Origin of the sequence: Cyanobium sp. Aljojuca 7A6, from assembly GCF_024346455.1 — a bacterium.
In the GTDB taxonomy this organism is placed as follows: Bacteria; Cyanobacteriota; Cyanobacteriia; order PCC-6307; family Cyanobiaceae; genus Cyanobium.
Genome location: NZ_JAGQCY010000001.1, coordinates 279,585 through 302,598 on the forward strand (window position 1 = coordinate 279,585; position 23,014 = coordinate 302,598).

18 protein-coding genes are annotated in these 23,014 nt (G+C 70.0%); 2 read left to right on the forward strand and 16 right to left on the reverse strand.

The genetic code is table 11. The features are described 5' to 3' along the window. Positions 1–2: 2 nt before the first annotated feature. From hypE to KBY95_RS01540, 15 genes are all read right to left on the reverse strand, one after another. Positions 3–1,019: a hydrogenase expression/formation protein HypE gene (gene hypE, locus KBY95_RS01470; protein WP_396094856.1), complete on the reverse strand. Its 1,017-nt coding sequence runs from the start codon at positions 1,017–1,019 to the stop codon at positions 3–5. Continuing rightward, positions 1,012–2,121 carry a hydrogenase formation protein HypD gene (hypD, locus tag KBY95_RS01475; RefSeq protein ID WP_254962897.1) on the reverse strand — a complete coding sequence of 370 codons (1,110 nt, stop codon included), beginning with the start codon at positions 2,119–2,121 and terminating at the stop codon, positions 1,012–1,014. Before hypD ends, hypE begins: the two co-directional genes overlap by 8 nt. Next, positions 2,100–3,152 (reverse strand): dihydroorotate dehydrogenase-like protein, encoded by a 1,053-nt coding sequence (locus KBY95_RS01480; protein ID WP_254962898.1) that lies wholly within the window; start codon positions 3,150–3,152, stop codon positions 2,100–2,102. Before KBY95_RS01480 ends, hypD begins: the two co-directional genes overlap by 22 nt. Then, positions 3,149–6,784 (reverse strand): pyruvate:ferredoxin (flavodoxin) oxidoreductase, encoded by a 3,636-nt coding sequence (gene nifJ, locus KBY95_RS01485; protein WP_254962899.1) that lies wholly within the window; start codon positions 6,782–6,784, stop codon positions 3,149–3,151. Before nifJ ends, KBY95_RS01480 begins: the two co-directional genes overlap by 4 nt. Beyond that, on the reverse strand, positions 6,781–6,996 hold the full coding sequence (locus tag KBY95_RS01490) for a HypC/HybG/HupF family hydrogenase formation chaperone (RefSeq protein ID WP_254962900.1): 216 nt from the start codon (positions 6,994–6,996) through the stop codon (positions 6,781–6,783). Before KBY95_RS01490 ends, nifJ begins: the two co-directional genes overlap by 4 nt. Beyond that, entirely contained in the window at positions 6,944–9,520 is a 2,577-nt protein-coding gene (gene hypF, locus KBY95_RS01495) for a carbamoyltransferase HypF (RefSeq protein ID WP_254962901.1), read from the reverse strand. The genes KBY95_RS01490 and hypF overlap by 53 nt, the downstream gene beginning before the upstream one ends. Next, the gene (gene hypB / locus KBY95_RS01500; RefSeq protein ID WP_396094857.1) at positions 9,517–10,290 is read right to left on the reverse strand and encodes a hydrogenase nickel incorporation protein HypB; all 774 of its coding nucleotides are present in this window, start codon (positions 10,288–10,290) and stop codon (positions 9,517–9,519) included. The genes hypF and hypB overlap by 4 nt, the downstream gene beginning before the upstream one ends. Positions 10,291–10,378: 88 nt before the next feature. Next, the gene (locus KBY95_RS01505) at positions 10,379–11,176 is read right to left on the reverse strand and encodes an outer membrane protein (protein WP_254962902.1); all 798 of its coding nucleotides are present in this window, start codon (positions 11,174–11,176) and stop codon (positions 10,379–10,381) included. Positions 11,177–11,685: 509 nt separating this feature from the next. After that, positions 11,686–12,027, reverse strand: a complete 342-nt coding sequence (gene hypA, locus KBY95_RS01510) for a hydrogenase maturation nickel metallochaperone HypA (protein ID WP_254962903.1) — start codon at positions 12,025–12,027, stop codon at positions 11,686–11,688. Further along, a complete protein-coding gene (locus tag KBY95_RS01515) occupies positions 12,020–12,439 on the reverse strand; it encodes a hydrogenase maturation protease (protein WP_254962904.1) in 420 nt (139 codons plus the stop codon). Before KBY95_RS01515 ends, hypA begins: the two co-directional genes overlap by 8 nt. Further along, positions 12,436–13,878, reverse strand: a complete 1,443-nt coding sequence (locus KBY95_RS01520; protein ID WP_254962905.1) for a Ni/Fe hydrogenase subunit alpha — start codon at positions 13,876–13,878, stop codon at positions 12,436–12,438. Before KBY95_RS01520 ends, KBY95_RS01515 begins: the two co-directional genes overlap by 4 nt. 10 nt (positions 13,879–13,888) lie before the next feature. Then, positions 13,889–14,467, reverse strand: a complete 579-nt coding sequence (locus KBY95_RS01525; RefSeq protein WP_254962906.1) for an oxidoreductase — start codon at positions 14,465–14,467, stop codon at positions 13,889–13,891. 11 nt (positions 14,468–14,478) lie between these two features. After that, entirely contained in the window at positions 14,479–15,198 is a 720-nt protein-coding gene (gene hoxU / locus KBY95_RS01530) for a bidirectional hydrogenase complex protein HoxU (RefSeq protein WP_254962907.1), read from the reverse strand. Then, positions 15,195–16,808 carry a NuoF family protein gene (locus KBY95_RS01535; protein WP_254962908.1) on the reverse strand — a complete coding sequence of 538 codons (1,614 nt, stop codon included), beginning with the start codon at positions 16,806–16,808 and terminating at the stop codon, positions 15,195–15,197. Before KBY95_RS01535 ends, hoxU begins: the two co-directional genes overlap by 4 nt. 54 nt (positions 16,809–16,862) lie before the next feature. Next, positions 16,863–17,792 (reverse strand): hypothetical protein, encoded by a 930-nt coding sequence (locus KBY95_RS01540; RefSeq protein ID WP_254962909.1) that lies wholly within the window; start codon positions 17,790–17,792, stop codon positions 16,863–16,865. Positions 17,793–18,054: 262 nt separating this feature from the next. On the opposite strand from KBY95_RS01540, the gene KBY95_RS01545 reads away from it, so the two are divergent. Beyond that, on the forward strand, positions 18,055–20,685 hold the full coding sequence (locus tag KBY95_RS01545; RefSeq protein WP_254962910.1) for an EAL domain-containing protein: 2,631 nt from the start codon (positions 18,055–18,057) through the stop codon (positions 20,683–20,685). Further along, positions 20,682–22,475, forward strand: a complete 1,794-nt coding sequence (locus KBY95_RS01550; RefSeq protein ID WP_254962911.1) for a diguanylate cyclase domain-containing protein — start codon at positions 20,682–20,684, stop codon at positions 22,473–22,475. Before KBY95_RS01545 ends, KBY95_RS01550 begins: the two co-directional genes overlap by 4 nt. Here the strand turns inward: KBY95_RS01550 and KBY95_RS01555 are convergent. Beyond that, positions 22,457–22,981 carry an NAD(P)H-dependent oxidoreductase subunit E gene (locus KBY95_RS01555; RefSeq protein WP_254962912.1) on the reverse strand — a complete coding sequence of 175 codons (525 nt, stop codon included), beginning with the start codon at positions 22,979–22,981 and terminating at the stop codon, positions 22,457–22,459. The genes KBY95_RS01550 and KBY95_RS01555 overlap by 19 nt on opposite strands. Between the last annotated feature and the right edge of the window lie 33 nt (positions 22,982–23,014).

A 23,014-nucleotide genomic window follows, 5' to 3' on the forward strand; every position in this document is an offset into this window, starting at 1 on the left:
CCTCAGCAGATCCGTGGCAGCAGCTCACCGCTGAGCGGAATCAGCACCCGCTCGCTGCCGAAGGGGGTGCGCAGCAGCACCCGGCCCCGGGGCGGGCCAGCCGCCACCCGGCCGATCCAGGCTCCCCCCGCCGGAGCCAGCAGCGCCAGGGCCCGCTCCCGATCCGCCTCGGGCACCACCGCCAGGAAGCGTCCTTCGTTGGCCAGATGCAGGGGATCGAAGCCCAGCAGCTCACAGGTGCGCCGCACGGTCTCCTCCACCGGCAGGCAGTCCTCTTCGATCTGCAGCTCCAGGGCGTTGGGGGCCGCCAGTTCCTGCAAGGCGCTGGCCAGGCCACCTCTTGTGAGATCCCGCAGGCAATGGAGCCGCACCCCCGCCACCAGCAGCGCCTCCACCGCGGGCCACAGGGGCATGCAGTCGCTGGCCAGGGGAGGCTGCAGATCCAAGCCATGGCGGGCGGCCAGGATCGCCACCCCGTGGCGGCCCAGATCGCCGCTCACCAGCAGCTGGTCGCCGGGGACGATCGCCAACGGATCAATCGGGTCGACCACCTGCAGCAGACCGATGCCACTGGTGTTGAGGAACGCCCCATCCCCCTTGCCCCGCTCCACCACCTTGGTGTCGCCGGTGACGATGCTCACCCCGCAGTCCCGGGCCGCCTCCACCAGCGACGACACGATCCGACGCAGCAGGGCGATCTCCAGCCCTTCCTCCAGGATCAGGCCCAGGCTCAGCACCAAAGGCCGGGCGCCGGCCATGGCCAGGTCGTTGGCGGTGCCCGTCACCGCCAGGCTGCCGATGTCGCCCCCTTCAAACTCCAGGGGGTGCACCACGTAGCTGTCGGTGGTGAAGGCCAGGCGCCCGTGGGGCAGGGACAGGCGGGCGGCATCGTGCAGCACCTGGTCGGGGTCGGCATAAAGGCGGCGCAGTTCGCCGTCGATCAGCTGCTGCATCAAGGTGCCGCCACCGCCGTGGGCCAGCTGGATCCGGGGCCTGGCAAGCGGGGCCGGCTCAGCCACGGCGGCCATAGCGGTGATAGGCCGCGCAGGCCCCCTCCGACGACACCATCGGCGCCCCCAGCGGATGCTCGGGGGTGCAGGTGGCACCGAAGGCCGGGCAGTCCATGGGCCGGGCCCGCCCCTGCAGGATGGCGCCACTGATGCAGACGCCCGCTGGCTCCGGAGCGCCCGCCGGCGCTTCTGGCAGATCGCTGAAGCGAGCTCCGGCCTCCAGGCCCCGAAAGGGCGCCCTCAGCCCCAGACCACCTCCCGGGATGGTGCCGAAGCCCCGCCAGGGCCGGTCCACCGGCTCGAACACGGACTCCAGCAGGCCCCGGGCGGCCGGATTGCCCGGCTGGCGCACCACCCGGCCGTAGGCATTCGCCACCCGGGCCTCCCCCCGCTCCAGCTGCCGCACGCAGGCCACCAGGCCCCGCATCAGATCCAGGGGCTCGAAGCCGCTCACCACCACGGGCACCCGGTGCCGATCCACCAGCTGCTCCAGCTCCGTGGTGCCCATCACGGCGCAGACGTGCCCCGCCGCCAGGAACCCCTGCACCTGGTTGCCCTCGGCCGTCAGGATCGCCGCCATGGCGGGGGGCACGCGCACATGGGCCGCCAGCAGGGAGAGGTTGGACACGCCTGAGGCCATCGCCTGCCGCACCAGCAGGGCCGTGGCCGGGGCCGTGGTCTCGAAGCCCACCGCCAGGAACACCACCTGGCGATCCGGATGGCGCCGGGCCAGGGCCAGGGCCTCCAACGGGGAGGTGAGCAGGCGCACGTCGCCCCCCTCGGCCCTCACCCCCAGCAGGTCGCCACCGGCCTCGCCGCCCGGCACCCGCAGCATGTCGCCGTAGGAGCAGAGGATCACCTCCGGCCGGCGGGCCAGGGCCCGGGCCGCATCGATCGTGGCGGCGGGGGTGACGCAGACCGGGCAGCCGGGGCCATGGATCAGCCGCAGCCCGGGGGGCAACAGCTGGTCGAGCCCCCAGCGGACGATGGCGTGGGTCTGGCCGCCGCACACCTCCATCAGGGTCCAGGGGCGGCGGCTGATCGCGGCCAGCTCATCCGCCAGCTCCCGCACGGCGGCCACCTCGGCCGTCAGCGCCACAGGACCGTCCACCAGGGGGTGGTTGCCCCGTCGGCATCGGTGGGAAGGAACGTCTGGACGGCGCGCATGTACTGGGAGCGCTCGTACTCGCTCGGATCGGGACAGCGCTGCTGACTCATGCAGCCGATCAGCTCCCGGGCGGTGGCGTGCTCGTGCTCCAGCAGCCACTGGCTCAGCTCCTCCTCCAGTCCGGTGAGCCGACTGGGACCATGGCGCAGCAGGGCGGCCACCACCTGGGTGATGGCGGCGCCGGCCATCAGCAGGCGCACCACGTCGGTGCCGCGATGCACACCGCCGGTGGCCGCCAGATCCAGCGGGTGGCGGCCGTGCAGCAGGGCGATCCAACGCAGGGGCAAGCGCAGGTCGTGGGGGGTGGACAGCAGCAGGTTGGGCCGCACCTCCAGTTCCTCGATGTCGATGTCGGGCTGATAGAAGCGGTTGAACAGCACCAGGCCATCGGCCCCGACGGCGGCCAGCCGTTTGGCCATGGAGCCGAAGTTGGTGAAGAAGGGGCTGAGCTTCACCGCCAGGGGCAGCGACACCTCGGCGCGCACCTCGGCGACGATCTCCAGCACCTGGTTCTCGATCGCCGCGCTGGAGAGGTCCGGATCGGTGGGAACGGAATAGATATTCAGCTCCAGGGCGCTGGCGCCGGCCGACTCCATGCGCCGCGCCACCTGCACCCACTGGCCGGGGTGGGCGCCATTGAGACTGGCGATCACCGGCACCGACAGGCGGGAGCGGGCCTGCTCAATGTGGCGCAGGTAGAGGTCGTGGCCGACGTGGAAGATCGAAGGCTCGGGGAAATAGCTGAGCGCCTCGCCGTAGCTGTCGGCCCCCTGGAGGCTCACCCGGTGCAGCTCCAGCTGATCACGCTCGATCTGCTCCTCGAACAACGAATGCAGCACCACGGCGGCGGCGCCGGCCTCCTCCAGGCGCAGCAGATGGTCGATGTCCTCACTCAGGGGGGCCGCGGCCCCCACCACCAGCGGGCTGCGCAGCTCCAGGCCCAGGTAGGTGACGGAAAGATCGGGACGGGTCATGCCGGTGCCTCCAGCGGGGACGTGGACTGGGGAGTTGGCTCGGGCTCCACCGGGGTTCCTGCAAGGGCCCGGTAGATGGCCCAGCGACGGGCCACCTCCAGCTCCGCCTGGCGGGCCAGGGCCCGGGCCCGCTCCGGTTGGCTGAAGGAGAGCATGCGGAAGCGGTTCTCCGTGGCCATCGCTTCCGCCAAGGGCCGCTTCTGGCCCCGGCTGTCGATCTGCAGCGGGTGCTCGCCCCGTTCGGTGCGGCGCGGGTCGTAGCGGTAAAGCAGCCAGCGGCCGGAGTCGACCGCCGCCTTCTGCTGCTCCATGCCCCTGGCCATGTCGATGCCGTGGGCGATGCAGTGGGAATAGGCCAGGATCAGCGACGGCCCCGGATAGCTTTCCGCCTCCAGGAACGCCCGCACGGTGTGTTCGTCGCGGGCCCCCATGGCCACGCTGGCCACATAGACGCTGCCGTAGCTCATCATCATCAGCCCGAGATCCTTCTTGGGAGCAGCCTTGCCGCCGGCGGCGTACTTGGCCACCGCCGCCCGGGGCGTGGCCTTCGACATCTGGCCGCCGGTGTTGGAGTACACCTCGGTGTCGAGCACCAGGGCATTGACATCCCGGCCGCTGGCCAGCACGTGGTCGAGGCCACCGAAGCCGATGTCGTAGGCCCAGCCGTCGCCCCCCACCAGCCAGACGCTCTTCTTGACCAGGGCATCGGCCAGATCCAGCAGGCGCTCCGCCTCGGCGGCCCGGGGGGCCTCCGCTGCGACGGCCTGCAGCCGCCGCTTGAGCTCCTCCACCCGCTGCCGCTGGGCCACGATGCCGGCCTCATCGTTCTGGTCGCCGTCGCGGATCGCCGCCACCAGGGCCCCGGGGAGCAGGGGGTCGGCCCGCTCCGGCGCCGGTCCGAGCCGCTCCAGCAACTCCAGGGCCATCTGGCGCTGCTGGTCGATGGCCACGCGCATGCCCAGGCCGAACTCGGCGTTGTCCTCGAACAGGGAGTTGCTCCAGGCCGGCCCGCGCCCCTCGGCGTTGGTGCTCCAGGGGGTGGTGGGCAGGTTGCCGCCGTAGATGGAGGAGCAACCCGTGGCGTTGGCCACCAGCATGCGGTCGCCGAACAGCTGGCTGGCCAGCTTGAGGTAGGGCGTTTCACCGCAGCCGCCGCAGGCGCCGGAGAACTCGAACAGGGGTTGCTGCAGCTGCTGCTGGCCGATCTTGTGCAGGTTGAGATCATCCCGGGCCATCTCGGGCAACGCCAGGAAGTAGTCCCAGTGACCCCGGGCCTGGTCCCGCAGGGGGCGCTGGGGCGCCATGTTGATCGCCTTGCGCTTCGGTTCGGTGCGGTCGCGGGCCGGGCAGACCTCCACGCACAGGGCGCAGCCGGTGCAGTCCTCGACGGCCACCTGGATCGTGAAGCTGCGGCCCTTGAAGTCGGGGTCACGGGCCGGGGCCTGGCGGAAGCCCTCGGGGGCTCCGTCCAGGGCCTCCGGCGCCACCGCCTTGGCCCGGATCACCGCATGGGGACAGACCATGACGCACTTGCCGCACTGCACGCAGAGGTCGCTCTCCCACACCGGCACCGACTCGGCGATGTTGCGCTTCTCCCATTGGGCCGTGCCGGTGGGCCAGGTGCCGTCGCAGGGCAGGGCACTGACGGGCAGGGCATCGCCGCGCCGCTCCAGCAGGGGGGCGATCACCTCGCGCACAAACAGGGGGGCGTCGGCGAGCCGGTCGACCTGCGGGGGCGCGGCCGGGAGGTCGTCTTCCGCCGGCAGCTGGCTCCAGTCAAGCGGCTGGAGGTTGTCGAGGCTGGCGTCGAGGGCGCGCAGGTTCATGGCCACCACCGCCTCCCCCTTGCGGCCGTAGGTCTTGCGAAGGGAGACGCGGATCTGCTCGATCGCCTCCTGCCGCGGCAGCACGCCGCTGACGGCGAAGAAACAGGCCTGCATCACCGTGTTGATGTGGTTCCCCATGCCGGCCTCCCGCGCCACCCGGTAGGCGTTGATCAGCCACACCGACAACCCCCGCTCACGGATGCCGCAGCGCAGCGCCGCCGGCATGCGCCGCCAGCTCTCCTCGATCGGGAAGGGGCTGTTGAGCAGCAGCACCCCACCGGCGTCCAGGCCGGCCAGCAGGTCGAAGCGATCGACGAAATCCCACTGGTGACAGGCCACCAGGGTGGGGCGCTCGATCAGATAGGGGGCGCGGATCGGCCGGGAGCCGAAGCGCAGGTGCGACACCGTGACCGAGCCGGATTTCTTGGAGTCGTAGACGAAGTAGGCCTGGGCAAACAGGTCGGTCTGCTCGCCGATGATCTTGATCGTGGCCTTGTTGCCCCCCACGGTGCCGTCCGAGCCAAGGCCGTAGAACACGGCACGCACCTCGTCGGCCCCGTCCACATGGAAATCCGCCGCGACGGGCAGGGAGCGGTGGGTGACGTCGTCGTCGATGCCGACGGTGAAGTGGTTGCGGGGCTGCGGCAGCAGGAGGTTGTCAAACACCGCCTTGACCATGGCCGGGGTGAACTCCTTGGAGGAGAGGCCGTAGCGGCCGCCCACCACCCGGGGCAGGGGGCGATCGCCGTGGCAGGCCTGCCACTCCTCACTGAGGGCCGCCACCGCATCGAGATAGAGGGGCTCGCCACCGGCCCCGGGCTCCTTGCAGCGGTCGAGCACCGCCAGTCCCCGCACCGTGGGCGGCAGGGCGGCGGCGAACAGGGCCGCCACAAACGGCCGGAACAGGCGCACCTTGAGCACTCCCACCCGTTCGCCTGTGGCGACCAGGGCCGCCGCCGTCTCCTCAGCGGTCTCGCAGCCCGAGCCCATCAGCACCACCACCCACTCGGCATCGGCGGCGCCCACGTACTCGTAGGGCCCGTAGCGGCGGCCGGTGAGGCCAGCGAACTGCTCCATCGCCTCCACCAGGTGCCCGGGGAGGGCGTCGTAGAAGCGGTTCACCGACTCCCGCGCCTGGAAGTACACATCCGGGTTCTGGGCCGTGCCCCGCAGCACCGGATGGTCGGGGGAGAGGGCCCGGTGGCGGTGATCCGCCACCGCCTGCATCGGCATCAGGGCGTGGAGCACCGCGTCGTCGATGGGCTCAATCTTCTGGATCTCGTGGGAGGTGCGGAAGCCGTCGAACATGTGCAGGACCGGCAGCCGCCCCAGCAGGCTGGCCCGGGTGGCGATGGCGGCGAAATCGCCCGCCTCCTGCACCGAGGCCGAGCAGAGGATCACGCAGCCCGTGCCGCGGCAGGCCATCACGTCGCTGTGGTCGCCGAAGATCGAGAGCCCCTGGGCCGCCAGGGAGCGGGCCGCCACATGCAGCACGGCGGGGGTGAGCTCTCCGGCCAGCTTGTAGAGGTTGGGGACCATCAGCAGCAGCCCCTGGGAGGCCGTGAAGGTGGTGGTCAGCACCCCCGCCTGCAGGGCGCCATGCACGGTGCCGGCGGCGCCGGCCTCGCTCTGCAACTCCACCACCGCCGGGACCGTGCCCCAGAGGTTGGGGCGGCCTTCGGTGCGCCAGGCATCGGCCCACTCCCCCATCGGCGAGGCGGGGGTGATCGGGTAAATGGCGATGGCCTCGTTGAGGCGATAGGCCACCAGGGCCACCGCCTCGTTGCCGTCAACGGTGATGGTCATGGGGGATCGTCGTCGACAAGGCTGAGGGCCAGGCCCACGTGCACCAGCACCCGATCGCCCACGGCCGCCTCGGGCAGGCAGGCCAGGCTCACCTGCTGACGCACCCCACCGAAATCCACCTCGGCCATGCGCCAGAGGCCGGCCTCGGCCCCGCTGGGCTCAAGCGCCCCCGGCGGCGGCTGGATCCGGATCGAGAGGATGCGAGCGGGCACGGCCAGGCACATGCGGAGGATTCGGCTCGTGGACACTCCACCCGGTTGTAGGCGCGCTGGCCGGATCTGCCCACGGACCGCCCACCGCCCAGATCTGTCCCAGGGCCAGCCCGCCGTCGTTGCAAGGCACCGCCTCCGGCCAGAACGGCTGCAACCCCCTGGCCCGCAGCGCCGCGATCGCGGCCTCCAGCAACAGCCGGTTCTGGAAGCAGCCCCCCGCCAGGGCCACCGGCACGCCGCCGCTGCTGGCCACGGGGGGGCCCCGCAAGGCAACGGCGAGGGCGGCCGTCTCAGCCAGGGCCGACGCCAGGGCGTGGTGGAAGCGGGCAGCACACAGCGCCGGCGGCTTGCCGGCGGCGATCGCCGCCAGCAGAGCCTCCAGCAACGGCTCCCAGTCGAGCCAGCCCAGGCTTGGTCCGCCGGCGACGGTGCCCCCCGCGACGGCCCCGGGCGGCACCAGGGGCAGGGGCCAGCGCGCCAGCTCAGCGGGGGCAGAGGCGGCGGCCCCCTGCAGCCGCAGCCCCCCCTCGCCCTCATAGCTCTGCACCTGCACCAGCCCCAGCAGGGAGGCGACCGCGTCGAACAGCCGGCCGACGCTGGTGCTCAGGGGGCTGTTGCAGCCGCTGGCGATGGCCTGCAGCAGCAGGGGGCGCTCGCCGGCCGAGAAGGCGGCCAGGGTGTGGCGAGCGCCGGGGTGAGCCAGGGCCCAGGAGCCGGCGGCGGCCAGGAGCCCCAGGGCCGCCCGGCGGGGTTCCGCCATGGCCCGCTCACCGCCCGGCAACGGGAAGGGCCTCAGGGCCACCAGTCGCTCGCAGGGGGAGACGCCGGCCCCATCCAGCAGCAGCAGCTCCCCACCCCACAGCTGGGGACCGCCATCGGCGGCAGGGGCTGGGGCGTAGCCGAGCCCATCCCAGGTGACGGCCAGCAGGGGCGACCGCAGCCCGTGCTCGGCCAGCACCGCCAGGCCATGGGCCCGGTGGTGCTGCACCGTCTGCCGCGGCCACCGCTGGTCGGCGGCGAGCTGGTGGCTGAGGTAGCCAGGGTGGGCATCGCAGGCGATGGCCGTCACCTGCTCCCCCCAACGCTGCTCGATCGCCGCCAGACCCTCGGCCAGACGGGAGAGCAGGCGCCCCTCGGCCAGGTCGCCCAGGTGGGGGGCCAGCCACAGCCGCCCGTTCAGCGCCAACGCCGGCGCACTCTTGAGATCCCCGCCAAGGGCCACCACCCCCTGCGGCATCCCCCCTGGAGACGCCACCAGGGGCAGGGGCTCGGGGGCATAGCCGCGGGCCCGGCGCAGCAGGGCTGGCCGGCCATCGATCAGCTGCAGCACCGAATCATCCAGGGGCCGGGCGATGGCGCGGTCGTGAACCAGAAAGACGTCGGCGATGGGGCTGCCACTCCCGTCCCCCAGCCGCTCCAGGGCCTCGGAGGGATCAGTGCAGAGCGGCTCGCCGCTGGGGTTGCCGCTGGTGGCCACCAGGGGCCGGCCGAAGGCGCGCGCCAGCAGGTGATGCAGCGGCGAGGCCGGCAGCATCGCCCCCAGGCACGGGCTGCCCGGGGCCACGCCCGGCAGGGCTTCCGGGGCCCCAAAAAGGCGACGCAGCAGCACGATCGGGGCGGCGGGATCGACCAGGGCCCGCCGCTCCTCGGCCTCGAGGCGGCCATAGGACGCCATGGCGTCGGCCTCGGCCACCAGCAGGGCGAAGGGCTTGGCGGGCCGGCGCTTGCGACGCCGCAGCCGCGCCACCGCCTCGGCGTTGGTGGCATCCACCAGCAGCTGGAAGCCGCCCACCCCCTGCAGGGCCAGGATCTCGCCGGCGGCGAGCCGCTCGCAGCAGGCCCCGATCAGACCGGCGCTGCTGCCATCACCGTCTGCAGCCGCCAGGGGCCTACCTGCCCCATCCCAGAGCGCCAGCCGCGGACCGCACACCGGGCAGGCGATCGTCTCGGCGTGGAAGCGGCGATCGGCCGGATCCAGGAATTCCCGGCGGCAGGCGGGGCAAAGCGGGAAGGGCGCCAGGGTCGTTTGGGCCCGGGCCCAGGGCTCGGCGGTGGCGAGGCTGAAGCGGGGGCCGCAGTCGCAGCAGCTGATGAAGGGGTAGCCGCAGCGGCGATCGGCCGGATCGGCCAGCTCGGCCAGGCAGGCGCTGCAGGGGGCCCGATCAGCCACCAGGGCCGCCGCCACCAGATCGATGCCGAGGGGCTGCGCCGCGCCGCCCAGAATCCGGACCCCCGGCGGGCGCGCGCCGCCTCTCCGCCCCGGCGCCGGCAGCCAGAGCGGATCCAGCCGCTCCAGCCGGGCCCCGGGGGGCAACTGCAGCGGCAGGCGCCGCAGGAACGTCTCCAGGGCGGCCCGTTCCCCCTCCAGCTGCAACCGCACCACGCCAGGGCCGTTCTCCACCTCCCCGCTGAGTTCCAGGTCGCAGGCCAGCCGGTGCACCAGGGGCCGGAAGCCCACCCCCTGGATCACCCCGCGGCACTCCAACTGCAGCCGTACCCGTCCGGCCCCAGGCGACCTGCTCACCCGGCGACGGGCACCCGCTCCAGGCCGAGGGCCGCCAGCAGCTCGGTGATGCCCTCTCCGCTGCGGGCGGAGACCTCCACGATCCGGGCCTGGGGGGCCACACGGGCCACATTGCGGCGGGCCTCGGGCGCATCAAAGCCGCAGGCGTCGGCCAGATCGCCCTTGCTGATCACCACCACATCGGCGGAGTGGAAGGTGGCCGGGTACTTCAGGGGTTTGTCCTCCCCCTCGGTGACCGACAGCAGCACCACCCGCTGGCTTTCCCCCAGATCGAAGGCGGCCGGGCAGACCAGGTTGCCGACGTTCTCGATCACCAGCAGCTCAAGGCCGGCCAGGGGATGGCCGAGGTGATCGAGCTCGTGCAGGGCCCGGTGCACCATGGCCGCCTCCAGGTGGCAGGCCTGGCCGGTGGTGATCTGCAGGGCCGGCACCCCGGCGGCCCGCAGGCGACGGGCGTCGTTGTCGGTGGCCAGATCCCCCACGATCACCGCCATGGGATGGCGAGCCTCCGGGGCGGAAGGGGCCAGCTCCAGGGCGAGCCGCTCCAGCAGGGCGGTCTTGCCGGAGCCGGGGGAAGACAGCAGATTGATCACCCGTACGCCCGCGGCGGCGAAGTGCTCGCGGTTGGCCGCCGCCTGGGCGTCGTTGTGCACCAGCAGGCGCTGGCCCAGTTCCAGGTGCCGGTGGGGCTCGATGGCGGCCGCCACCGGTTGGCCGCAATTGCAGTCGACACACATCGCAGGTTCGACCCCCAGACAGGAGAGCAGCACGGAAAAGCCCCGCCGGGGCCCGGCTTCACCCGAAGGTTAGGCACGGAGCTCAGGCGAGGCCCTGATGACCACCGGGGCCATCAGCTGATCACCAGAGGCCACGGATCGGCGCGGGGGCCGGCTCGGGCTGGAAGATCGGCATGGGAGCCGGTGCGGGCTGGAGGATGGGTTCCGGCGCAGGAGCGGGGACCACCGCCACCGGGCGGGCCCCGAAGCGATAACGGAAGCCGATCTTGCCGCCAAAGCTGTTGAAGGAGTCGAAGGTGAGGTTCTCGGTGGTGTACCCACCAGCGCCCTGATAGACGCCCTCCAGATAGACGTCGGAGTTGTAGCTCATGGCATAGCTGACGCCGACCTTGGCCTGCCAACCGAACAACCCCTTGTTGACACTGTTGGTGGGGAAACCGTTGAGGCTGAAGCTGGGGGTGCTCAGGTTGGTGTACCCGATACCACCGCCGACGTAGGGCGTCCAGCGGCTGTTGGTCTCGATGTCGTAGTAGAGGCTCGCCAGCACATCATTCTTGTTGATGGTGCCCGAGACGTTGTTGGAGAAGGGCAAAACGCTGAACGCCCCGAAGCCGATCGGATTGGCCGCACCGACGGAGTTGAGGCTGGCCCGGCTATAGCCATACGTGAGTTCGGCGCGCAGGGCACCGAAGTCGTAACCGACGCCGACATCACCGGAGAAACCACCGCCGAGGTGCAGCTTGGTGGAGTTGTTGTTGCCGAAGTTGAACAGCAGAGGAGAAAAGAAGGGTGAAACAAACCCGCCATCGCTCTTCACCGTCTGGTCACTCGGCTGTTGGTAACCGGCCCCGATGGTGAGGTACCACCCCTTGGCGGAATACACCTCCTTCACCTCTGGCTGGGGAAAGCTCTGGGCCACGAGGGTGGCGCCTTGAGCAGGGTCCTGGGGAGCAAGGCTTGTGGCCGGATCAACCGCAGCACCGCTGTCGCCAGCTTCAGCGAGACCTGAAAGATGGGCGGCCGATTCCGTTGAGAGCAGATCCGCCTCTGGCTCGGACCGTTCACCCAGCGTTCGGACATCCGCCATTGCGGGACCACCGAAAAGAAGGCCGCCGGTTGCGGCGAAGCCGACTCCACGGATCAACGTTCGCTTCAACGTGCCTGTGAAATAAGTCATGGGGGTGAATTCGTCTTACTCCCTTAATGAATAAACCCCGCCATGGGCGAATTGATACCCCGTAGACCAGCAAAAGGCCTGGCACAGAATGGTGCAAAAAATGAAAAGTTGCACGGAATTGCATTCCGCCCCAGGCATCAACGCCACTCTGCAAGTGAGCTTAGAATGATTTGATTATCTGCAGATCGTTAGCCAACGATCTGCAGCATGTCTGTAGGGCGCCTAATCCGCCGCGTTGCCTTGGCCCCCGCTCAGTCGAGCTCCAGGGAGGCCAGCTGCAGCTCCTTGCCCCGCAGCAGCTCCCGGCTGATGCGGCCGCAACGCGGGCAGTCGCAGCAGCCATCGTGCGCCGGGAACGGCTGGCTGCAGGCGGCGCAGAAACACGCGGCGGGCACCGCCTCGATCACCAGCCGGGAACCGGCGGCGATGGTGTCCGCCATCACCACCGTGTGGGCCAGGCGCAGGGCCTCGATCTCCACCCCCGCCAGGCTGCCCACCCGCAGGGTGATGGCCGCGATGCGGCGGGCCCCGTGCAGGGCAGCCTGTTCCAGAGCCTGCTCCCGCACCGCATCCATCAGGCTGAGTTCATGCAAGCAACCAGCCCTGCAGTAATTGGCGCGCCTGGGGCAGCTGGCGCCGCAGCTGCGGCGAGAAGCACTCTCCCCAGGAGAAGTCGAAGGCCGGCACCAGCAGCTCGTGGGCCGGCACGCAGCGGTTGAAGAGCTGCTCGGCCAGGGCCAGCAAGCGGGCGGGCGCCACCCGGTGCGTGTCCCGCTCCCAGCCGTCTGAGGCCACCACGGGCCGCAGCAGGCAGGAGCTGCGGGGCGGCGCCAGCCAGGCGTCAACGATCAGCAGCCGATCGGCCGCCGCCACCGCCTCGGCCAGCTCGGGGGTGAGCTGGTGGCGCTGCAGACCCAGACCCTCCACCAGGTGCCAGCCCACCCCGTCATCGCCCCGCAGGGGGTTGCCGATGCCGATCAGCAGCGCCCCCTCGCAGCACTTCATCCCCGCAGGCGTTCGGCCAGCACCGTGCCATCGGCGGCCAGCAATTGCAGCCGCAGCGGCATCTGGCCGGCGGCATGGGTGGAGCAGGAGAGGCAGGGGTCGAAGCAACGGATGCCCGCCTCCACCCGGTTGAGCATCGCCTCGGGGATCTCGGCGCCGGCGGGCACCGGATCGGGGATGTATTCCTGGGCGATCTGGTGCACGGTGCGGTTCATGGCCAGGTTGTTCTGGCCGGTGGCGATGATCAGGTTGACGCTGGTGAGCAGGCCGTCGTCATCCACCTTGTAGTGGTGGAAGAGGGTGCCCCGAGGCGCCTCACTCACCCCCACCGCCTCATTGCGGTTGAGGGAGGCGCGCAGGCGGATGCGGCCGTGCATCAGCTCGGGGTCTTGCACCAGGATCTCGATCGCCTCCAGGCAGGCCACGATCTCCACCAGCCGCGCGTGGTGGTAGGCGAAGCTTGACGTGGCGGTCTGGCCGCTGCGCTGGCGCAGCTCCGCCAGCTCCCGGTCGGCCCAGGGGGTGCCGACGCTGTCGCAGACGTTGAGCCGGGCCAGGGGGCCCACCCGGTAGATCCCGTCCGGATAGCCGAGGGGCTTGTAGTAGGGGAACTTGAGGTAGCTCCAGGGTTCCACCGCCTCGCCGAGGAACGCGGCATAGTCGTCCTCGCTGAGCTGGTCGGCCACGATCGCCCCGTTCGAATCACGGAAGCGAAGGCCGCCGTCGATGTGCTCCCAGAGCCCATGGGGGGTCACCAGGCCCATGAACAGGCTGGGGAAATCGCCGAAGACCCGCTGCTCCTTCTGCAGGGGGCCATCGAGCAGCTTTTTGTAGAGCTCCAGCGCCAGGGTCACGGTGGCGCGGGCCTCCGGCAGGCGCTCCAGGATCCAGTCCCTGGCCTCCTGGCTCAGGGGGGAGCGCACGCCCCCGGGCACCGCCCAGGCGGAGTGGATCTTGCGGCCGCCCAGCAGCTCCAGGATCTGCTGGCCGAACTGGCGCAGGCGGATGCCGGCCCGGGCCAGGTCCGGGTCGGCGGCCATCAGGCCGAAGACATTGCGTTTGGCCGGATCGCTCTCCCAGCCCAGCAGGAAATCGGGGCTGCTGAGGTGGAAGAAGGAGAGCGCGTGCGACTGGGTGAGCTGGGCCAGGTTGAGCAGCCGCCGCAGCTTGTCGGCCGCCGGGGGGATCGAAATCGCCAGCAGTTTGTCGCCGGTCTTGGCGGCCGCCAGCAGGTGACTCACCGGGCAGATGCCACAGATGCGGGCCGTGATGCCGGCCATCTCGGTGAAGGGGCGGCCCTCGCAGAACTTCTCGAAGCCCCGATACTCCACCACGTGGAAGCGGGTATCGGTGAGGTGGCCGGCGGCGTTGAGGTGGAGGGTGATCTTGGCGTGGCCCTCGATGCGGGTCACCGGGTCGATGATGACGGTGCGGGTCATGGCGGAGTCCTCATCCGAAGCGCAGCATGGCGGAGCCTTCCTGCGCAGGCCGCTCACCGGCCAGCAGAGGCGTGATCGCCTCGCGGATGCGCTCGGCGGAGGGGGGGCAGCCCGGCAGGTAGAGATCCACCGGGATCACCTCGTGCAGGGGCAGCACCCTGGGCAGGAGTTCGGGGACGATGCCGGGGGCGAAGGGCAGCTGGCCCGTGGCGTCGGCCAGCTCCAGGTAGCCGCGCTCCAGCACGGCCTTGGCGCTGTCGTGGCCGCCATCGAGCAGGTTGCGCAGGCCCGGCACGTTGGCCGTCACGGCGCAGTCGCCGAAGGAGATCACCAGGGCGGTGCGCTGGCGCAGCTGCAGGGCCAGCTCGAGGTTGTCGACGTTCGCCACCGCCCCCTCCACCAGGGCGATGTCGACGGCCTCGGGGTAGATCTTGACGTCAGTGCCGACCGGCGAAAAGACCACATCCACCTTCTCGGCCAGATCGAACAGGAACTCGTCGAGATCCAGGAACGACATGTGGCAGCCGGAGCAGCCCGCCAGCCAGACGGTGGCGAGGCGGAGCTTGGCGGCGGGTGGGGAGGGGGCCATGGGGTGGGGGGTCACTGGTTGTGCCAGCGGCGCTGTTCGCGGGCGGTGCGCAACAGGGCGGGCAGGGTGGTGTTGGGCTGCTTCTCAGCGGTGGTGTCGCTGTTGCGGAACAGGGCGCCGGTGGGGCACACATCCACGCACTTGCCGCAGGAGGTGCAGGCCTGCACCTGGCCCCAGGGCTCATCGAGGCCGGCGACGATGTGGCAATGGCCGCCGCGGCTGCCGATGTCCCACACATGGGCCCCCTCGATCTCGTCGCACACCCGCACGCAACGGGTGCAGAGGATGCAGCGGTTGTGGTCGAGGGTGAACTGGGGGTGGGTGGCGTCCACCGGCCGCTGGGGGTACTGGTAGGGGAAGCGGGAGTGGTCCATGCCCACGGTCACGGCCATGTCCTGCAGCTCGCAGTGGGTGTTGGCCACACACACGGCGCAGACGTGGTTGCCCTCGGCGAAGAACAGCTCCACCGTCATGCGCCGGTACTCCCTGAGCCGGGGGGTGTGGGTGTGCACCACCATGCCCTCGGCGGCGGCGGTGCTGCAGGCGGGCAGCAGCTTGGTCGAGCCCTCCACCTCCACCAGGCACAGCCGGCAGGAGGACACCGGGGTGAGGCCTTCGAGGTGGCAGAGGGTGGGAACGTTGGCTTCCGCCGCCCGGGTGGCCTCCAGCAGGCTGGCCCCCGCCGGCACTGCCACGTCCTGGCCATTGACGTTGAGAGTGATGACGCTCATCGCTCCACCCCCCCGGCGGCGACGCAGGCCGCAGGCTCGCGGCAGGCGGCTTCGTACTCGTGGCGGAACCAGCGCAGGGTGCTGAGCACGGGATTGGGGGCCGACTGGCCCAGGCCGCAGAGGCTGGTGACCTTGACCATCTGGCAAAGGGCATCGAGCCGCTCCATGTCGGCGGCGGTGGCCCGGCGCTCCACGAAACGATCGAGCAGCTGGGCCAGCTGCACGGTGCCGGCGCGGCAGGGCACGCACTTGCCGCAGCTCTCGTTGACGCTGAAGCCCATGAAGTGGCGCGCCACCTCCGGCATCGAGGTGCTCTCCCCCATCACCACCATGCCGCCGGAGCCCATCATCGAACCGAGCTCCAGCAGGCTTTCGTAGTCGACGGGGGTGTCGAGCCGTTCGGCCGGAATGCAGCCGCCTGAGGGGCCCCCCGTCTGCACCGCCTTGATCGGCGAGCCATCGGGCACGCCGCCGCCGATCACCTCCACCACCGTGCGCAGGGGGGTGCCCATCGGCACTTCCACCAGGCCGGTGTTGACCACCGCTCCGGACAGGGCGAACACCTTGGTGCCCTTGCTGTGCTCGGTACCGATGGCCCCGTACCAGTCGCCCCCCTGGCGCAGGATCGCCGGCACGGCGGTGAAGGTCTCGACGTTGTTGATCAGGGTGGGGGCGCCCCAGAGGCCCGACTGGGCCGGGAAGGGGGGCCGGGGCTGGGGCATGCCGCGCTGACCCTGAATCGAGAGCAGCAGGGCCGTCTCCTCACCACACACATAGGCGCCGGCGCCCACCCGCACCTCCAGCCGCAGGTTGAAGCTGGTGCCGTCGATGTGGTTGCCCAGCAGGTGCCGGCTGCGGGCCTGCTGCAGGGCCAGCCGCAGCCGTTCGATCGCCAGGGGGTATTCCGCCCGTACATAGACGAAACCCCGCTCGGCGCCGACGGCGTAGGCGGCGATCGCCATCCCCTCAATCAGCCGGTGCGGGTCGCTCTCCAGCACGCTGCGGTCCATGAAGGCGCCGGGGTCCCCCTCATCGGCGTTGCAGACCACGTAGCGGGGGCCAGGGGGCTGGAGGGCCACGGTGTCCCACTTCAGGCCTGTGGGGTAGCCGGCACCGCCCCGGCCGCGCAGGCCGCTGCGGCGCACCTCATCGCGCACCTGCTCGGGGGTGAGCTCCTGCAGAACGCGGTGCAGCTGGGCGTAGGTGCCGAAGGCAATGGCGTCGTCGATGGATTCGGGATTCACCTGGCCGCAGCCCTCGAGCACCACGGGCTGCTGCAGGGCGAAGAAGGGGTCTTCCAGATCAAGCCGATGGGCCGCCAGGGCGTCGCCGCTGCCGCAGGGGTGGCTGGTGGCAAGGCTGGCGGCGATCAACGCCCCGGCCTGCTCCGGCTCCACGCCACCGAAGAGCTGGCTGGGGCCGGGTCCATCACAGGCCACCAGGGGGCCGCTGCCGCAGAGGCGCAGGCAGCCCACTGGTTTGATCGTCAGCGCCTCAGCGTCGAGGCCGGCAGCGTCCCGGGCGCCCTCGAGGGCCGTGCGCAGGGCCTGACCACCGGCGGAACGGCAACCGCTGGCGTCGCAGCAGCGCAGCTGCGGGGGGACGGACATGGGGAACCGGGGGCGCCTATGGCCTTGCTAGCCACGAAATCGGCGCCGCGCTGTTCATTTCGTTTGGCCCAGCCGCTGGATGAGGCTGTCCGTCGTGGTCGGCAGGGGGGTGCTGGCCGGGATCACGCCACTGTCGTAGAGCACCTGACGGATTTTCTCCAGGAGCGGGGGCAGGTTGTTCTGACGCGGGTCCAGCAGCTCGTACTGCTCCTGGGGACCGGGGTAGCGGATGCCATCCCACAGGGCCGCGTTCGCTCCGGAATCAAGGCCGAGGTGCTGAGCGATCTCTCGGCGCACCGCCGCCGGGCGGTGGCTCTCCTCCGCCCGGACCGCCTGCCAGCCCTGAAGCAGGGCCAGGACCGCGTCGGGATGCAGGCGGAGCAGCTCGGGTTCGACGGCGAGCACATCCAGGATCTCGTAGGGGAGTTGCCGGCTGCTGAACAGGGTGGCCAGCGGCTGGGAGCGCAGCAGTTGCTCGCTCCTGGGGGGGTAGGCCACCACCGCCTGCACCTGCCCCTGCCGCAGGGCCGCCTCCCAAGCGGCAGCGGGCAGGAAACGCAGCTGGGACGCCTCGGGGGGGGGCAGAGCCTCGGACTCGAAGGCCCGGGCCAGAAAGTAGCGGGAGAGGCTGCTGCGGTCGAGGGCAATCGGCCGGCCCAGCAGGCCCTTCAGCTCCGTCACCCCCGGGCGGGCCAGCAGTTGATCACCACCGCGGGATTCATCGATGACGTACACAATCACCGGACACCGCTCCGGAGCCACCCCACAGATGTTGACGGCCTCGATCGAGGTGGTGGCAATCGCCTGGGCCCGCCCCGCGATGTAGGCCTCCATCGTGCCCGCCGAGTCGGCGAAATTGCGCAGATCGAGATTGAGCCGGCGGGGATCGTACTGATTGCTTTGCTTCGCCAGGGCGAAGTAGGCGTACCCCGGCCATGGGTTCATCGCCAGCACGATCCGGGGAGGCTGGGGCTGGCAGCCCATCGCCACAACCAGCAGCAGGGATCCCAGCGCGGCTAAGCAGCCGAGCCGGCGCCGCCAGGGCCGAAGGCGCCTCCCCAGCGGAAAGGCGATGGGGGCGTGAACACCGATGGGAGGTGGCCCTAGAAATATAGAGAAAGTATGATGGATTACCGACGCGAACGTTGCCGTTCCGCCGCAGTCCGCCGCCCGTCTCCCCCTGCCCTCACTGCCCCCTACCGACGAACGCAACGACCGGAAGGGGCGCTCTCTGGTCGTTGGCGTGGTGGCGATCGGACTCCTCGGCACCATCCTGCTGGCCTGGAACAGCTACACCCAGGCCAGCAAGGAGCACGACCTCCGGGAGGAACCCACAGCCGATCTGGTCCGCAACGCCCTGTTGCGAAAACTGGCCAGCACGGAATCGGTGCTGCGCAGCCTGGCTGGACTGGAGCTGGCCTCGGAAGCAGTCACCCTCTCCGAGCTGGAACGGTTCGTCGGGTCCGTGGCGAACGACGGCCGCAGCCTCGACGGCATCGGCACCATGGGCTATGCCACCGCCGAGTCCGGGAAGGCCCCGATCCGCCTGATCGCGCCGCTGGATGCCAGCAACCGCCGTCTGCTGGGAAGCGATCTCTGGTCGCAGGTCCTCGACCCCGGCCAGGGCCTGCGGCAAGACAGCGCACCCAGCCAAGGCTGGCTCCTGCCTGGCCGGTCCGGGCCGGGACAGCCAACGTTCTTGGTGCAGATCCTTGCCTTTGGCGGCAGCCCCACCGCCGCCGGTCCTGGGCCCACACCCCCCACCCGCTGGGCCTTCGCCACCCTGCCGCTGCGGGACCTCCTGCGGGCGGCCCTGCACCACCCGTTGATCCAGCTGAAGGAGCCTGTCATCCTGCAACTCTACAGCGGCGAGCGGGCCAACCCCAACCAGCTTCTTTACGACTCCCGCAACCTCCCCCGGGCCGGCGTGCTGCCCCATGCGAAGTCACGGCTGCTCGAGACCGGAGGCCAGCGCTGGCTGTTGCTGGTTCAGACACCCCTGCAAGTCTCCGGCCCTTGGCTGCCCACCTGGGGGGCCGTGCTGCTGCTGGGACTGGCGACCAGCGTCCTGGCGGGCCTGCTGAGCCAACAAGTCCTGAAAGGGAGCCAGGCGATCGAACGGGAGGAGCGGAACCTGGGCGCCATGCGGCGCAACTGGGAAGCCAGTCTGGAATGGTTCCACCTGTTTCGCCAGGCCTTTTCCCTGATCCAGGAAGGCGTTGTGATCACCGACAGCACGGGGTCGATCCTGACCTGCAACGAGGCCTACTCCGCCATCACCGGCTACGCGCTGGAGGCGCTGGTGGGCCGCAACCCCCGCATGATGAAATCCGGCTACCAGGGCACGGCGTTCTATGCGGCGCTGTGGGAGCAGCTGCGCGCCAGCGACCGTTGGCAGGGGGAGATCTGGAACCGGCGTTCCAGCGGGGAGATCTACCCCGCCTGGATGCAGATGGGGGTGGTGCGCGATGCGTCCGGCGCCCCCAGCCATTTCGTGGCAGCTCTGGCCGATCTGACAAGCCTGCAGGAGAAGGACCGCCAGCTGGAATACCTGGGCTATCACGACCCCCTCACCAGGCTGCCCAATCTGCAGATGGCCGAGCTGCGGCTGGGTCAGTTGTGCCAGCAGACGCAACCGCTGGCGCTGATCTGGATCGAGCTGGATGGTCTCAAGCGCATCGAGGAAAGCTTTGGCCAGGCCAAGGGGGATCAGCTGCTGCAGGTCATCGTCGAGCGGCTGGGCCGTTTCGTGGGCCCCACGGACGTCTTGGCCCAGGTCGGCAGGAGTGAATTCCTGATCGTGCATTCGCTGGATCCGGCCGATCCCACGGGCCTGCAGTTGGCCCATCACATTGTTGGCGGCTTGAGCGATCCGATGGCACCAGTGGAAACACTGGAACAGGCCCTTTCGGCCTGGGCCGGAGTGAGTTGCTTCCCCAAGGACTCCAGGGAGCCGGAAACCCTGCTCCTGTTCGCAGCCACGGCCCTCGGGCAGGCCCGACGCCTGGGGCCCCAGGCGATCCTGCCCTACACGGCCGAGATGACGATCCGCAGCCGCCACCGCCTGGCCATCGAAGCCCACCTGAAACGGGCGGTGGAAGCCGACCAGCTGGAACTTTTTTACCAGCCCCAGGTGGATGGCCAGGGGACGCTGCTGGGGGCCGAGGCCCTGCTGCGTTGGCGCAGTCCGAAGTTCGGTCTCGTTTCACCGCTGGAGTTCCTCCCCATCGCCGAGGCCAGCGACCTGATCCACCGCATCGGCGCATGGGTGCTCGAAGACGCCTGCCGCCAGTGGCAGGCGTGGGTGCAGGCCGGCCTGACCCCGGGCCGGCTGGCGGTGAACCTCTCCAACCGCCAGTTTCAGGATCCAAAGCAGAGCGTGCCCCAGCTGGTGGCGGCGTGCCTGGCCCGCACCTGCCTTGAGGCCCACTGGCTGGAGCTGGAGATCACCGAGAGTTGCCTGATGCCGGCTCTGGGCACGCGCGAGCAGCTCCTGGAACTGGAGGCCATGGGAGTAGAACTGGCGATCGACGACTTCGGCACCGGCTTTTCGTCCCTGAGCACCATCCATAGGTATCCGATCAGCAAGCTGAAGATCGATCGCTCCTTCGTGGATGGCGTTGACACCAACCCCACCTCCCAGTCGATCGTGCGCGCCACCCTGGCCATGGCCCGAGGGCTGGGGGTGAACACCCTGGCCGAGGGGGTGGAGCGCCCCGAGGAGCTGGACTTCCTGCTGCGCTGTGGCTGCCCCGCCTTCCAGGGCTATCTGTTCAACCGTCCCCTGGCCGCCGCCCAGTTTGAAGCCCTGCTCCAGAAGGGCGCGGCCGCCGGCCCGGCGCCCGGCGGCGAGCCGGCCAGGGTGCACCACTCATGAGGCTCCCCCACGGCAGCCTGACTCCGCGCCAGGGGCTGCTTCTGGCGCTGTTGGCCGGGCTGACCGTGCTGGGCAACGTGAGCGTGGTGCCCCTGTTCTTCAGCATCCAGTTCCTGCTCGGATCGATCGCCGCCACCTTCACCCTGCTCTGGCGACGGGGCTGGTGGAACGTGGCCTTCACCATCGTGGCAAGCCTCTACACCTGGAAGATCTGGGGGCACCCCTGGGCGATCGTGATCTTCGGCGCCGAGGCCCTCTGGCTGGCGGTGTTCGTGAATCGCTTCAGCGGCCCGCCTCAGAACGATCTCAAGGGCCGCCTCATCCTGGCCGACATCGCCTTCTGGCTCCTGGTGGGGACACCGCTGGTGTTCTTCCTCTACGGCCACGTGCTGCACATCGATCCGGCGAATGTGGCCGTGGTGGCCGCCAAGCAGGTGGTCAACGGCATCGCCAACACCGTGGTGGCCTTCCTGCTGTTCGTGCTGCTGCAGGTGCGGCGCAACTGGCAGGGCCAGGGGCTGCTGCCCCTGCGGGGCCTTGTGTTCTCCTTGGTGCTGGCCGCCATCACCCTGCCTTCACTTGGCGTCACCCTTCGCTCGGGCAACCTGCTGCAGAGCGCCACCCAGCAGGGGGTTCTGGAAAATCTGCGCAGCGTCGGCGAAGCCGCCGCCCGCATCGATCCCCTCCAACTCGGCGAACCCTCCCGGGGACTTCCCGCCAGCAGCGGCGCGACAGCGTTCCTGCTCATCGACAACGAGGGTACCCGGATCAGTTCCAACCCCGGGCTCTTCCTGCGCCTGGAGGACAATTTTTCCCCCGCCTCGCCTGAGCACATCCTGGTGAGTGGGCTGCAGATCCTCGTTCCAAGAGGAAACAGTCCTGCCCTGAAGGTGTGGGTCAACGGCTACTGGAGCACCACGTTGACTTCGGCCCGTTATCTGGTCCAGGTCGTGCAACCCGCCGCGCCGATGGTGCTGAGCCTCCAGGAGCAAAGCACCAGCCTGCTCCTGACCGTCATGTGGATGATGTTGGTGGGGGTCCTGCTCAGCGAGGTGGTGGCCACGGTGGTGGAGGGCCAGATGCAAACCCTCCGCCTCTCCTTGTTGGAAACGCCCAGATCGCCAGCCCTCAACGGCAGCCTGGCCAGTGAGGCCCCGGCCGCCAGCAGCCGCATCGTCGAGGTCCAGGACCTGGCCAGCCGCCTCCAGGAACAACACAGAAAAGTGGCGCAAATGAGTCAGGACTTCACTGACGTGAGCGCCAGATTGAAGCAATGCTCCGAGCGACAACGCCTCCTCAGCAGCACCGATCCCCTGACGGGAATCAACACCCGCTCGAACTTGGAGCACGTCCTGAAACGCGTCGCGCAACGGTCCCGTTCCTGTTCTGTTCCCCTGTCCTGCCTGGCCTTTTCCGTGCATGGTCTGCGGCCGATCAATACCCTCCACGGGATGCAGAAAGGCGACGAAATCCTGCGGCACTTGATCGCCAGCGTGCAGCAGTTTCTGCACGCCAACGACGAACTGTTTCGTCTTGGAGGCAGTGCATTTCTGGTGCTGCTCTGGGACCAGCGCCTCGAATCGGCCCGCACCACGGCGGAGCAGATCCGCAAGGTCGTCAGCGAGACCGACCTACCCCCGTGCGACGGATCGTTGCCGCAGCTGACGATGAACGCCGGGATGAGCCTGCTGGCCGCCTCGGATACCACTGGGCAGGAGATGTTCTCCAGGGTGGAGCTGGCCCTGAACCAGTCCCGCGACCTGGGGACGAATCAAGTGGTGGTGCGCTGAGGCAGGCCAGCGGCCTCCAGCCGGGCGTCGAGCGCCTCGCTCTGGTCGACGGGCAGCCGCGTGATCAGTTCCCCATCCACCACCAGCACCGGCGCCTGCCCGCAGGCCCCCAGGCAGCTGACGTGCTGCAGGGCCCAGACGCCATCCCCCGACGGATCGTCGAGACGCACCCCCAACCGCTGCTCGATGCGGGCCGCCACCTGCCCACCTCCCTTCACATAGCAGGCGGTGCCGAGGCAGACGGCACAGCGGTGGGCGGTGGGGGGCTTGAGCCGGAAGAGGTGGTAAAAGCTGGCCACGCCGTGGACGCGGCTCAACGGCAGCCGCATCCCGGTGGCCACGTCCCGCAGGGCCTGCGGTGCCAGGTAGCCGTGGAGCTCCTGCACCTGGTGCAGCACCTCAATGAGCGCGTCGGCGCGGGCGCCATGGCGACGGATCACCTGGGCAATGCGCGGATCTGGGCCGGCGGCGACCTGATCGGTGCTGGCTGCGGTTGAAGCGGTCATGCCGTCGTTGTCCCACCTCCCCTTGCTAGCCAC